Raw genomic sequence first — 13,069 nt, forward strand, 5'->3', positions numbered from 1 at the left:
TTAGATGCAGGAAGCGATTAGCCTCGTCTTGCTACAATGGTTGATAAATAGTTCAGTTTATGATCATCATTCAGATCAGACAAGTTATGTACCACTTGTTCGCCGTCTAGGCCGCAGCGGCTGATCATGACTGCTTGTTTGGCCAAGCCATGACGTTTTAATTTTTCCAAAACTTGCGGGAAATTTTTATAAACTTTCATAAGCACTACATTATCGGCTGTAGCGAAAGCCTGTTCCATTTTTTCTTCTTCCATCGTAGCTGGAATAATATTCAGTACATCGTCCCCTTCGACGATAGGATAACCTAATTTGCTGCCAATGGCGCAGAAAGCCGTAATGCCAGGAATCGTTTCAATGGGATGGCCACAGTCTTTTAACAGTCTGTATACATAAATATAAGTACTGTAGAACATAGGATCGCCCAAAGTTAAAAAAACAACCGTCTTTCCTTCATCTAAATAGTTCACGATCGTTTCCTTATTACTAGCCCAGGCATCATTCAATTGAATTTGGTCGGAAACCATAGGAAATACAAGAGTTGCAATTTCAGCCGTGTCCTTAATATAAGGTTTAGCAATTGTAAGCGCCACACTGCCTTCTTTCTTCTCCGTTTTTGGCGCAATAATAATATCAGCCGACTTAATCAAATTAATCGCTTTTAATGTAAGAAGCTCCGGATCTCCAGGGCCTACGCCCACACCATAAAAAATACCTGCCATTGCAAAAACCTCCATAAATTAAAAATAGGTCATAAAAAAACCTTTCTTAAAGCAAGAAAGGTCTTATTTCAAAAGAGCGCTGAAATCAAAAATCCTGGCTTTTGGCCAGGAAAAAAAAGATCGAACTCTTTAATCCCCTCCCCATCGCTCGTGGGTTAAAACGGTGATTGTTAAACAGGCAGTTCTCCTGACTCTGGATCATCGCTCATCCAAACCTTCCCAAGACAATCGTCTCAGTGGCATTTTCTGGTTTCGCTTCCCATTACAGTGGCGGGACCGCGCCGGCCTTGCACCGGACTTCCCTATTAAGCCCTATGGGCACCTATTTCAATCTTATGCAATTATGAAATAACAGTTAATGTAACTTATTTATATCACTTGTTTGCAAAAAAGTCAAACAAATCCGACTAGAACTACAAGTATGCCCAGCTCTCTATAAATAGAAAAACTGGGCTTTTTGCAGCTATTTGCCGCAGCACTTTTTGTATTTTTTCCCACTATTACAAGGGCAAGGATCATTGCGGCCTACCTTCACTGGCGCCACTTCACTCATGCTGCTCAGTTCCTGACAAGGCTGCAATTTCGCCGATTCATCCTCCACAAGTTCTACCGGTTTATACCCCTTCAACACCCACATGCGCGTCTGATTATGAAGCGCTGCCACATAGGGAAGCAAGGTATCTTGAAAAGATTCACTAGGAAACTCATACCCTTTTGACAAGTAAGCTAAGAGATCGCCACTGCCTTTACTATTGTTGATAATATAAAAACAATCTTCGGCTAATGCCGCCGCCTCTTCCCGATTGAGCGAATAGCACTCTTTCATAAACCGCAGGAAATTCTCTGAAGCAGAGTTTTTATCAACAAAACCGGGTTTACCAGCCTTCACAAATTGCTGCTTTAAAAAGGAGCAGTAAGGAAGTTCAGCACGACTTTTCTGTTCTCCTAGAATATAGGCCCGATCTTTTACACGATAATCGGCATAAACCTCTTTATCAATTACAATTTGACCATAGCAAGCCGCAGCTTCAGCAATGACCGCTAAGTAACGAGAAATATCCGCTTTCGCCGCAATTCCCTTTTCCTCTACTAATGCTACAAGCTGATCTTTTTCCAACAAACCATAATAATAAAGTAAACCTTGTGTAGCATAAATCCACTCAGTATTCTGTCTGATCATTTCATAAAGCTTGCCTTCATTTAAAGACTGAAAAGCCTGCTTCACACCAGTAGGAATCCAAAAAATCGTCTTCTCATCACAAGTACCAGTGCCTAAAAAGCCATAGCTTTTAAAATATCGAATAAAGTCAAGTCGTATTTTCGTGGTATAGAAGTTTACTTCTTGCGTGGCAAATCGTTTAAACCACCGCCACCGCTCTTCATCAAAAATCAGCGTCGCTGCCTCAGCAACGCCCGCTGGAATCGCCATAACAAGTAAATCGGCAAGCTCCTGTTTCTTCAAGTTGCTAGCATTCTTAACCTTTAAATTTATCCGTATTTCCGTCAATTCATCCTTGGTCAAATATCCTAAGTAACTCGTGAGTTCTTCCGGTCCACTCACCGCGCGCCATAAACGCTCTGCTAACTTTTTCTCCTGACGCTGAGCCTCTTCTATCACCTGATGCAAGGCTTCGGCTGTTTCATCGGCTGCTTCGCAGCGGATATCTTTCGAGTCTTTCTCGCTCACTTTCGTTCCTCCCATATTCATCACACAAACTACTTGGCGAATATCTTTCTCAACTCTATAGATTGTACACCATTTCACCGAGAATTGCCAAGTCATAAACAGGAAAAAAATACCAAACAATTCTTTTATTATTTTACCAGAAAAAATTACAGGACTTTTGTCGGAAAGCGCGAATAAGAAATGCCAATAATTTTTTTCTGAAAGGATGTATCGCATGGCCCATGCCGCCCTACGCCCAATGCTTCTAACCGCTTTTCTATTAGCTGCCGCCACTTCCCCAGTAACTGCCGCCCCCCTTACAATTGACGGGGAAACCACTCTAAAATATGAAACCATCCGTTATCATCGCTCTGACGTAGCTGATATCAGCGATACAGAGAGAACCTTGCGGCTAAATTTTCACCAAGCCCTTTCAGAACAAACCGAGATTTTTTTCCGCTTTGGCCATCAATCTTACGCTGGCTCTGCCACCAAGGAAAATAACAGCAGTCTAGATCAGTATGGCTTATTGATTAACAACAAGAATATGCTATTGAAAATTGGCAGCCAAGATACTTACTTAGGGGCTTACGGCGCGATGTTTGACAATAGCTCGAATGCCGGCTTTGGCATGTTTAAAGGAATCGACTGGCGTACAACGACAGGCCACATTCAATACCATGCCACCTTCGGCAAGTTAGATTCAGACTTATTCGCCGATCGTGCTAATCATATGATTTCCGGCGGCGAAATCGCCTACTTTGCTGGTTCTACTCGCTTCATGGCCAGCGCCCTTCACATCCCTCATCTGGAAAAAGCCACAACATTTACCGGCTTTAGCGTGAATTCACCCCATGGAAAAGCAGAGTATTTGGCTGAATATGTCCGTTCTTCCGCCCCTGATCAAAACCAGGGAATCCTAGTAGGAATCAACTATCAGCCCACAGAATATCAGGCGATAAAAATACTTGGCGGCGAAATTCAAGATAAGGCCGTACCAGAAGGGAAAGCAAGTCTTGGCGGTTATGATAATAGTCTAAGAGGCTTTCAAATCGCCTTCATCCAAGCTTTAACGCCGCAAGATCGCCTTTCCCTAAAGTACACAGTTGCTCAAACAATTACCTTCGATATTCCCATTCGCAAAACCGAAATCGAATATACCCATACCTTCTAGCATAAACGTGCTAGAAGTTTTTTTATAAATCGCGCTGAAAACTTTTATTTTTTACTATTATAATTTGACAACTAACAAGATTAGTCTTATAACTATAGTAGTTAGTTTTAAATCATTAGAGAAAGTAGTGATCTCCATGGGAGCCCCTGTCGGCCTTACCTTTCAAATTATTATTGAAACTGCCGCTGCAATAGCGGATCATACCGGATTAGAAACAGTAACACTAACAGCTGTAGCTGCAAAACTTGGTGTTCAAAAACCCTCGCTTTATAATCATATTGATAGTCTGGCCCATCTCAAACAAAGCCTTTCTATCTTTGCCGTAAGAGAAATGCAACAAAGAATCAGCCAAGCCGCTATTGGCAAAGCAAAACACGACGCCATTAAAGCAATTGCTCGCGAATATCGCACCTTTGCTCATGAGCGTCCTGGCTTATACAGCGCCATTGTCGCAACACCCAATCGGGAAAATAAAGATCTGCAGCAAGCGCTGCAGGATTTAATGTCAGTGATTCGAACCGTACTGAACGGCTATAACCTAGACGAAGACAATACAACCCATGCCTTACGGGGCCTGCGCAGCGTCATGCACGGTTTTCTTTCCCTAGAAGCGGCTGGTTGGTTTATTCAAAAAGCAAATAAAGAAGACAGTTATGAGCAAATGATTGCTACTTTTCTTTGCGGTATTGAAGCTCTCAAAGAAAACCGATAAGCGGAGGCCTGTTTATGGAAATGTGGAAAAGAAATTTGTTCATCTGTTGGATCGGCGCTTTCGCTACCGCCTCAGCCCTAAGTCAGATTGCTCCTATCTTACCGCTTTATGTGGAACACTTGGGAGTCTCTGATCTGGAAAGCATCGAAATGTGGTCAGGCCTTGCCTTTGGCATTACGGGAATGATGATGGCGCTCGTTTCGCCACTGTGGGGGCAAGCAGCTGACCGTTTTGGCCGAAAAGCTATGCTGCTTAGGGCCAGTCTCGGAATGGCGATTGTATTATTTTTCATGAGCTTTGTCACTTCAGTATATCAATTAGTCGGCTTGCGGTTACTCATGGGGACGATTTCCGGCTTCAACTCCGGCGCAATTACCTTGATTGCTACGCAAACACCGCGAGATCGAGCTGGTTGGGCTTTAGGCACCTTGTCTACAGGCATGGTTGGCGGCTCACTCTTAGGCCCGCTCATTGGCGGATTTCTAGCAGAGTTTCTCGGCGTAAGAAGCGTATTTTTATCAACAAGCGTTTTACTCCTTATCGCTTTTGCCCTAACACTTTGCTTTGTAAAAGAAAACTTCACTTTAGGCGATAAAAAAATCTTCACGACAAAGCAAGTTTGGCAAATGATTCCACAAAGAAAATTGCTGTTATCCATGTTTTTAACTACCTATCTCTTAAGCGCCGCCTTATTTTCCATCGAACCCATCATCACGGTCTATATCAAACAGCTCATGTTGGAAACCGATCATGTAGCCTTAATTTCTGGTTTAGTTTTTGCAGCTTCCGGGCTGGCAAGCATGATTTCCGCTCCTCGCCTTGGCAAACTTTCTGATAAAATCGGGCCGGAAAAAGTAATGACTGCTGCTTTATTTATTGCCAGTATTCTCTTTATTCCTCAGGCATTTGTAAAAAATGAGTGGCAGCTTCTCGGTCTGCGCTTTCTGTTAGGCTTAGCAACAGCGGCTTTACTGCCTTCTGTCAACACTCTCATTAAACGAACAACGCCTGATCAAGTAACCGGACGGATTTTCGGCTATAATCAATCGGCACAATTTTTAGGAATGTTCAGTGGTTCTGTACTAGGCGGCCAGACTGCCGCTTTTCTCGGAATTCGCTCCGTCTTCTTTGTCACCAGCCTACTCATGCTGATCAACGCCTGTTGGGTCTACTTTACAGTCCTAAAAGTTTCTGCCGCACAAAAAATCAAAGAAGAATCCTCCCACTAAAAAAACTGTCGCACTAAAAGCAGCTTTCCTATAAGAAAGCATTTTAGTGCGACAGTTTACATTTTTAAGAGCACTTTTTTAAGCGCACTTTTTTTCTAAGACTTCTTCACTCGTGATAGGCCGCCGCACAAGGGCATAACTAATAGCCCCGAAGAGGCAAAGAATACCACTCACCACAAAAACCATGTCATAGGAACCTGTCGCCTGCAAAATATAGCCTGTACAAATCGGCGCCAACGTACCACCGACAAAACTGGCAAAGTTTTGAATCCCGCCAAACGTTCCTACAGCTTCTGCCGGTGCCAAATCTCCCACTAAAGCCCACAGAACGCCAACCCGTAACGCCCCAGCAAACAGACTCACGGTAATGAGCGCAATGGCAATCGTTGTATCCTGTACGTAGTTGACCGGAATAACAGCGACAGCCGCTAAAATACAGCCCCCTACAGCCGGAACCATTCGCGCCTTAATCACATCCATACCACGCTTAATAAGATAGTCCGAAATATAGCCGCCAATCGGTACGGCAATAACTCCGGCAATAAAGGGAATGGCTGAAACCCAGCCTGCCGTTGTCAGCGACATATGACGCTGTGTTGTTAAATACGTAGGCAGCCAGGTAAAGTAAAGCCAAAATACATAAGACGTACCGGCATTGCCAATATTAAACCACCAAGACGTCGGATGATTGAACAGTTTCCAAAAATTAGGCTTTACTTTGCTGTTAGTAACCTCAACAGCTCCTTTTACGACAAATTCCAGATCATCCTTACGATAAAACTTTAGCCACAAAGCAAGTACCGCAAGGCCCATCAAGCCAAGACAGATAAACATGCCGCGCCAGCCAAGATAAATCATAAGAAAGGTAAGCAGCGGCGGCGCAAAACCATTAGCAATCTTTGGTCCTAAATTAATGACGGAAGAAGCCATACCGCGATCCTTTTCGGCAAAGTACCGTTGCGTAATCTGCCCGCCAATAATGAAAAAGGGCGCTTCCGCAATTCCCAACAGAACTCTGGTAATATACATAGATGTAAAACCTAGCACGAAGCCACCGGCAATCGTCGCTAGTGACCAGATTCCAATAGCGCCTAAAAAGATTTTATGAGTACCAAATTTATCGATAAACCAGCCTGCTGGCAAATTGGCCAGCGAATAGGGCCACATAAACGCCGATAACAGCAAGCCCATTTGAATCGGATCTAAGCCAAATTCCCGCGAAATTGTCGTATTGGCAATACTTAAATTTACCCGATCCAAATAATTGACTACAGATCCTAACAACATAATCGCGACAATAATCCATCGATAATCACGATACCATGGAATCGCTTCCGGTTGATTTCTCACATAACTTCCTCGCTTTCACTTCATCTGACAATTATTATAGCATTTTATCTGCTATCTCCTATGGCATTTCATAAAATTCAAATAAAAGATAGCTCATTCAAGGCAAATCGTACTTACATCACGAAAATTCCCCTATACAAAAAGTAAAAGGCCCCCCATGTAATAACATGATGGGGAGCCTTTCGTCTTAGCAAAACCGAAACAAACAATATTTTTATAAATCCTTACATAACTCTAAAGATACCAGTAAGCGCGACTACAGCAGCCAAAAGCATCGCGGCACCAGCAATCTTCATTAAGCCTTGGTAAAACTCTTCTCTAGCCTGGGCGCTTTCATGCAAAATAGTTTCATAGGCGGATAGAAGAATCGCCCCACCTGTAAACGGCGAAATACCTGAAATATGGGCGCCAACCGACATGGCTGCCATCATTTCGGGATAAGATCCAGTCCCTAATGCTTTGATAATGTCAGGAATCATAGTCGCTACAGTAGGCAGTACAACACCAGATACACTGCAAAATAGTGATAATAGACTGCTAGTCAGTGATACAAAGGCTGGCGCAGTAAAGGAATTCATAAAAGCGCTTAGACCTTTAGCTAACAGAGCAATGCCGCCAAGACTAATGATAATCTTCATCAATACACCAAAGCCAGTAATCAATATAATCGTGTTCCAACCAACAGTCCCTAGAACTTCCTTCGAATCAGCAGTATGAATTAACAGCAATAAGGTGGCAATCACAAAGGAAATTAATCCGACATTGGCTTTAAAGGCAAACACAAAGAAAACCATTAAGAGAATTCCCAAGAGAGTGACACTTTGCTTTTTATTAAAAGCAGGCAGTTCTTTAAGTTTAAAAGGTGAAGCGACATTAATTTTATGACCGCCATAATAAAAATAGAGCAAAGTAACTAAAATCGTAACAGAAACAAATTCACTAATCATCACTGAGGCGCTTAATGCCCCCTGTCCAGCTTCACGGGCTAGAGTATCAAGAATAATCCCATTTACAGCAACAGGACAAACGCCGCCTACATTCGTACCGAAAAAGCCCATCGCTCCTAACAACAGCGGCGAGACCTTCATTTCTTTGGCCAGCGACATAGAAAAGACACTCATTAGAATCAAACCAGCTAAAGCACCCGGGCCCACAGATGAAATCAGAATACTCACAAAATAAATGACAAAAGGAATCAAGTGTGTTTTAGATCCAGTTAAAGCAATGATTTTTTTAGCGATCAGCTCCATTGTTCCATTCACTTGAGCCACACCGAATAAAATCATTACACCAAGGAGCATCAAAAACAAACCTGTATTAAAACCTTTGATCATATCTACTTCAGGAGTCCCGCTGAGACGGCATAAAATATATGCCGCCATCAGCGCAATAAGCCCTACATTTTGCCTGGTTTTTAGACCGATTAAAATCGTTAGCACGAGAAAAACTAGCGAAATAACAGCAAAATCCATAACTTACTCCTTTCACTTTACAAACTGGCTAAGCCAATTTCAAAAGCTTTGACATTTACTGCAACAAACTGCGGTTTTACTGCTTTAGTAATAATCGCCCGCCAATCAATATCTTCCATCTTCAAAGCTTTAACCAAGGCGCCTAGCAGCACCACATTAGCGCTCTTCGGATTGCCTGCTTCAATTGCCAACTTGGCAGCATTAATTGCCAAAGTAGACGCCTTACCGCTCAGAGCTGCAATAATTCCGTCTGGATACATAGTTTTTCCTGCCAGAACTGGCATAGAAGGAATCTGATAGGTATTTACAACAATCTTGCCATCTTTTTTCAAAAACTTGGCATATCGTGCGGCTTCCATTTCTTCAAAAGCAACGAGTACGTCAGCACTGCCCTGGCCAATAATCGGCGAATATACTTTTTTGCCGAAACGTACTTGCGTGCTAACACTGCCGCCACGCTGACTCATGCCATGAACTTCTGACATTTTCACATCGTAACCATTTTCGATTAATCCCATAGTAAGAATTTTACTAGCTAGAATTGCGCCTTGTCCGCCAACGCCGACAAACAATACATTCTTTACGTCAGACATGGATTATTTCCCCTTCCTTTCAATAGCTTTTACCGGACAAACCTGGCTGCAAATCCGGCAGCCTGTACAATCGGCCTCACTAATGGCAACTTTCTTCGCGGCCCCATTGAACCGCAGCGCCGGACAGCCTGTGGATAAACATTTTTTGCAGCCAATACACTTCTCTGCATTTACCATGCAAGGCGTCCTATCAAGATCAAACTCTGCTTTATCTTCTTTCGAGAATTTTTTCAAAATACAAGGCCATTTCGTAATAATAACAGTTGGTTCTGTCTCTATACTGTAAGCCCAGTCAAAAGCCGCTTTCATATCAGCTAACTCTAAGGGATTTACTGTTCTAACCTGCTTAATCCCTAGCGAACGGACGACAGCTTCAATGTTAAGAACTTCGGTTACCTCACCTGAAAGAGTATAGCCAGTACCAGGATTCTCCTGATGACCAGTCATACCAGTAATTCGGTTATCTAAAATCGCACAGATCACCGAAGACTTATTATAGGCCACTTCGGTCAGCGCATTAATGCCTGTATGGAAAAAAGTCGAATCGCCCATGACACTGACAATCTTCTTCTTCTGACCGCTTTTCTCAAAGGCTTTCTGCATTCCGTGCGCAACGGAAAAGGCACTGCCCATACACAAAGCCATATCTTTCGCATTGAGCGGTTCAGAGCCGCCAAGCGCATAACAGCCAATATCACCGACCATAACAGTATCTTTTCGCTGCTTCAACTCATAAAAAAAGCCGCGATGAGGACAGCCAGCGCAAAGAGCCGGCGGACGATCTGTCGTTAAATTTCCTGGTACCTCCAGAGCTTCTACGGTCTGATTAAACACAGCCTTAGCAATAATATCTGGATTGAGTTCATCAATATCCGGAATCACTTCTTTGCCAATACAGTCAATACCAGCTGCTTTAATCTGCTCTTCCATAAAAGGATCAAGCTCTTCAATGATATATAATTTCTTCACTTTTTGACGGAAACTACGGATTTTTTCCAGGGGCAGCGGGCAAGTAAAGCCTAGTTTCAAATAAGAAGCTTTATTGCCAAACACTTCCTTCGCATAATTATAGGCAACGCCAGCTGCTACCACGCCAATTTCGTCCGTATTCCATTCTTCAAAATTAAGCGGTGTTGTTTCGGTATACTCTTTCAGTCGTTTATCGCGATCGACCATACCAATACGCAATTTCTTGGAAATAGCCGGAACAGGATCCATTTTTTCGCGATTCTTCACATAAGGAACTACAGGCACTTCCGTCCTTTCCCCTAATTCCACTAAACTTTTAGAATGGCAGACACGAGTTGTCATGCGAAACATAACAGCTACGCCATATTCCTCACTAACGCGATACGCTTCTTTTATCATATCTTTCGATTCCTGGGAGTCGGACGGCTCAAACATAGCAATTTTGGCGAATTTGGCATAATTGCGGTTATCCTGCTCGTTCTGGGAAGAATGCATGCCCGGATCATCAGCTGATATAAAAACAAAGCCGCCGTTCACCCCAAGATAACTATAAGTAAATAACGGATCTGATGCTACATTAACACCGACATGCTTCATAGCGACTAGTGAGCGAACCCCGGCAATGGCAGCTCCAATCCCCGCTTCCATAGCGACTTTCTCATTAGGCGCCCACTCTGAGTAAATCTCCTGATACAAACTTACATTTTCGAGAATTTCCGTACTGGGAGTACCGGGATAAGCAGAAGCAAAAACCACCCCTGCTTCATAGGCGCCTCTAGCTACGGCCTCATCTCCTGTTAGCAATTCTTTCATCTTGTTTCCTCTCCTTTACATACGCCTACTTTGGTAAGGCACGTATTGATTTCCGCGTCAATTGCTTCTCCCATTTCCAGGGCAGTAGCAATCACCTTATCTAGGTCATAGCCTGTTTCATAGCCAAGCGAATGCAGCATGTTGACCAGATCCTCTGTGGCAATATTTCCTTTAGCTCGCGGCACAAAAGGACAGCCGCCCATGCCGCCTAAGGAAGCATCTAGGGAAGTAATTCCGGCTTCAACAGCAACGAAGGCATTGATAAGTCCCATACCGCGCGAATCATGCAAATGCATTGAAAAAGCTTCTAAAGTTGTAAATTTCTGCTTCAACTGCTGCAGCACAGCGCGTGTATGAGCGGGGCTGCTAATTCCGGCCGTATCAGCTAATCCAATATTTTTAACACCAAGTGAAAAAGCAGTTTGGCATAAATTGATAAGCCGCTCTACAGGCACCTCATCCCCAAAAGAAGATCCCAAGGCACAAGCTAGCGCCAGGGTAATTTTTACGTCTTGTACTTCACTTGCCATTTCTTTAAACGCTGCTAACGATTCTGCAATAGAACAGCGTGAATTTCTCATATTGTGTTCTTCGCTAGCTGACAATACGAACTGAATCGTTTTGGCCCCAGCTGCAATCGCATCTTCTACGCCGCGTTTATTCAAAACAAGCGCCATCAATTCAAGCTCTAAATTATTCTCAGCGCCATATGACTGCAGACTTTGTAATAGTTCAGCCGCCCCGGCCATTTGCGGCACTCGCTTTGCATTCACGAAAGAAGTGACATCAAAACTCCGGGCGCCATAATCAATCATTTTTTTCACATATTCAATTTTTGTTGCTAGCGGAATCATTGTTTTATGATTTTGCCAACCGTCGCGCGGACAAGCTTCCACAATCCTGATCTTCCGGCTCATAAATTCATCTCCCAATTAATTAATGACTCCATCCTTTTTAAAAGCAGCAATTTGTTCTTGACTAAAACCAGCTTCAAGCAAAATCTCGGTATTATGTTCGCCCAAATCAGGCGCCGCCTGTTTATATTCGCAAGGATATTCGCTCATCTTAATCGGGTTGCCCAGTACAGTCAGTTCGCCTGCCGCCGCGTGATTTACCTTGACGAACATCTGCCGCACTTCGCTAATATTTTTGTCTTCGTAAACATCTTTGATATCATAGATCGGACCTGCCGGAACATCTACGCCAAGAATAATATCCACACACTCATTCGCCGTTTTATCACTGGCCCATTTGTTAATAATTGCTTTTAGCGAGTCGGCATTTTTCTTTCTGGCTTCTGTATCAATATATAAGGGATCATTCGCTAGTTCCGATAGTCCCATCGCTTCTGACAAAGCAACGAAATGCTTATCCGTACCACTGGCAATCACAAAATCAGCGTCTTTCGCCCGGAATGAATCATAGGGCGCCGAAGAAATATATTTATTGCCTGTCTTTTCAGGCGCTTTACCTTCATAGACATACTGCATGGCTTTGGCTTCCAAGCCGGAAACAATACTATCCACTAAGGCCACATCAATATGCTGACCCATTCCCGTTTTCTGACGTTTGATAATCGAACCCAAAATTCCAATCGCCGCATTCATGCCAGCCATCATATCGCCGATAGCCATACCAGCCCGTGTTGGTTCTTCTCCCGGCCAGCCTGTAATGCTCATAGATCCGCCCATAGCTTGCGCAATTAAATCATAACCGGGACGATTCGAATAAGGCCCGTACTGACCGAAACCAGAAATAGACGCAACAATAATTTTTGGATTTAAAGCTTTACAGGCTTCATAGCTAAAACCGAGTTTACCAATAACGCCTGGTTTCATATTTTCAATCAACACATCAGCACCCTTAATCAGTTCCGCAAAAATCTTCTTTCCTTCTTCGGTTTTTAGATTGAGACTGACACCGCGCTTATTCCGGTTTAAGTTCTGAAAATACATACTGCGCCCGGTTTTCTGCTCTTTTGGTCGGGCATTTCTGACAAACTCACCTTTTGTCACTAGATTTTCTACTTTAATTACATCAGCGCCCATATCAGCTAAAAACATGCCGCAATAAGGTCCTGATAAAAACTGAGTAAAATCCAAGACTCGAATTCCTGCTAATACGCCATTGCTCATTAATCAAACATCCTTTTCTTTTTAATTCACATACCAGCGTATGTGTTGGGCATTCCTCAAACATCTGCATACTAAGTGATGCTAGGGAATACCTCATCGCTCTAACGAATTTATATTTTTGCAATAACTATGCCAAATTCCAGCAATCACAAAAAAATCAGATTTTACGCACACTTTCGCCACCCATCCTAAAAAGCAGTCAACTCCATTCGTAAAAATTTCTTTACGCATTTTTAC

The 13,069-nt window shown here is 43.1% G+C and carries 11 protein-coding genes and 1 riboswitch; of the genes, 3 read left to right on the forward strand and 8 right to left on the reverse strand.

Features of this window, described 5'->3' with window-relative positions:
- Positions 1-17: 17 nt before the first annotated feature.
- Together cobI and AC0MXB_RS09290 are read right to left on the reverse strand one after the other, a co-directional pair.
- Positions 18-719, reverse strand: a complete 702-nt coding sequence (gene cobI, locus AC0MXB_RS09285; protein WP_474039388.1) for a precorrin-2 C(20)-methyltransferase — start codon at positions 717-719, stop codon at positions 18-20.
- A gap of 160 nt (positions 720-879) precedes the next feature.
- Positions 880-1,060, reverse strand: a riboswitch (cobalamin riboswitch).
- 122 nt (positions 1,061-1,182) lie between these two features.
- Positions 1,183-2,406, reverse strand: a complete 1,224-nt coding sequence (locus AC0MXB_RS09290) for a YecA family protein (RefSeq protein WP_474039389.1) — start codon at positions 2,404-2,406, stop codon at positions 1,183-1,185.
- 214 nt (positions 2,407-2,620) lie between these two features.
- Here AC0MXB_RS09290 and AC0MXB_RS09295 point away from each other — a divergent pair, with 214 nt between their 5' ends.
- From AC0MXB_RS09295 to AC0MXB_RS09305, 3 genes are all read left to right on the forward strand, one after another.
- Positions 2,621-3,559, forward strand: coding sequence for a hypothetical protein (locus AC0MXB_RS09295; RefSeq protein WP_474039390.1), 939 nt, complete (start codon positions 2,621-2,623; stop codon positions 3,557-3,559).
- Positions 3,560-3,695: 136 nt separating this feature from the next.
- A complete protein-coding gene (locus AC0MXB_RS09300) occupies positions 3,696-4,271 on the forward strand; it encodes a TetR-like C-terminal domain-containing protein (protein ID WP_474039391.1) in 576 nt (191 codons plus the stop codon).
- Positions 4,272-4,285: 14 nt separating this feature from the next.
- On the forward strand, positions 4,286-5,500 hold the full coding sequence (locus AC0MXB_RS09305) for a multidrug efflux MFS transporter (RefSeq protein WP_474039392.1): 1,215 nt from the start codon (positions 4,286-4,288) through the stop codon (positions 5,498-5,500).
- Positions 5,501-5,578: 78 nt separating this feature from the next.
- On the opposite strand, the gene AC0MXB_RS09310 is transcribed toward AC0MXB_RS09305, so the two are convergent.
- From AC0MXB_RS09310 to AC0MXB_RS09335, 6 genes are all read right to left on the reverse strand, one after another.
- Positions 5,579-6,850, reverse strand: a complete 1,272-nt coding sequence (locus tag AC0MXB_RS09310) for an MFS transporter (protein WP_474039393.1) — start codon at positions 6,848-6,850, stop codon at positions 5,579-5,581.
- Positions 6,851-7,074: 224 nt separating this feature from the next.
- Positions 7,075-8,322, reverse strand: a complete 1,248-nt coding sequence (locus AC0MXB_RS09315; RefSeq protein WP_474039394.1) for an SLC13 family permease — start codon at positions 8,320-8,322, stop codon at positions 7,075-7,077.
- A 17-nt stretch (positions 8,323-8,339) separates the two neighbouring features.
- Entirely contained in the window at positions 8,340-8,915 is a 576-nt protein-coding gene (locus tag AC0MXB_RS09320; protein WP_474039395.1) for an indolepyruvate oxidoreductase subunit beta, read from the reverse strand.
- 3 nt (positions 8,916-8,918) lie between these two features.
- The gene (gene iorA, locus AC0MXB_RS09325) at positions 8,919-10,697 is read right to left on the reverse strand and encodes an indolepyruvate ferredoxin oxidoreductase subunit alpha (RefSeq protein ID WP_474039396.1); all 1,779 of its coding nucleotides are present in this window, start codon (positions 10,695-10,697) and stop codon (positions 8,919-8,921) included.
- Positions 10,694-11,614, reverse strand: a complete 921-nt coding sequence (locus tag AC0MXB_RS09330) for a hydroxymethylglutaryl-CoA lyase (RefSeq protein WP_474039397.1) — start codon at positions 11,612-11,614, stop codon at positions 10,694-10,696. Before AC0MXB_RS09330 ends, iorA begins: the two co-directional genes overlap by 4 nt.
- Before the next feature lie 15 nt (positions 11,615-11,629).
- Positions 11,630-12,832: a CaiB/BaiF CoA transferase family protein gene (locus AC0MXB_RS09335; protein ID WP_474039398.1), complete on the reverse strand. Its 1,203-nt coding sequence runs from the start codon at positions 12,830-12,832 to the stop codon at positions 11,630-11,632.
- Between the last annotated feature and the right edge of the window lie 237 nt (positions 12,833-13,069).

The sequence above is a fragment of the Pelorhabdus sp. sgz311001 genome (genome assembly GCF_055901755.1).

Bases quoted from the DNA above. Each gene is read 5' to 3' on its own strand.
- cobI (WP_474039388.1), bottom strand. From the start codon at position 719: ATGGCAGGTATTTTTTATGGTGTGGGCGTAGGCCCTGGAGATCCGGAG.
- AC0MXB_RS09295 (WP_474039390.1), top strand. From the start codon at position 2,621: ATGGCCCATGCCGCCCTACGCCCAATGCTTCTAACCGCTTTTCTATTA.
- AC0MXB_RS09300 (WP_474039391.1), top strand. From the start codon at position 3,696: ATGGGAGCCCCTGTCGGCCTTACCTTTCAAATTATTATTGAAACTGCC.
- AC0MXB_RS09305 (WP_474039392.1), top strand. From the start codon at position 4,286: ATGGAAATGTGGAAAAGAAATTTGTTCATCTGTTGGATCGGCGCTTTC.
- AC0MXB_RS09315 (WP_474039394.1), bottom strand. From the start codon at position 8,322: ATGGATTTTGCTGTTATTTCGCTAGTTTTTCTCGTGCTAACGATTTTA.
- AC0MXB_RS09320 (WP_474039395.1), bottom strand. From the start codon at position 8,915: ATGTCTGACGTAAAGAATGTATTGTTTGTCGGCGTTGGCGGACAAGGC.
- iorA (WP_474039396.1), bottom strand. From the start codon at position 10,697: ATGAAAGAATTGCTAACAGGAGATGAGGCCGTAGCTAGAGGCGCCTAT.
- AC0MXB_RS09330 (WP_474039397.1), bottom strand. From the start codon at position 11,614: ATGAGCCGGAAGATCAGGATTGTGGAAGCTTGTCCGCGCGACGGTTGG.
- AC0MXB_RS09335 (WP_474039398.1), bottom strand. From the start codon at position 12,832: ATGAGCAATGGCGTATTAGCAGGAATTCGAGTCTTGGATTTTACTCAG.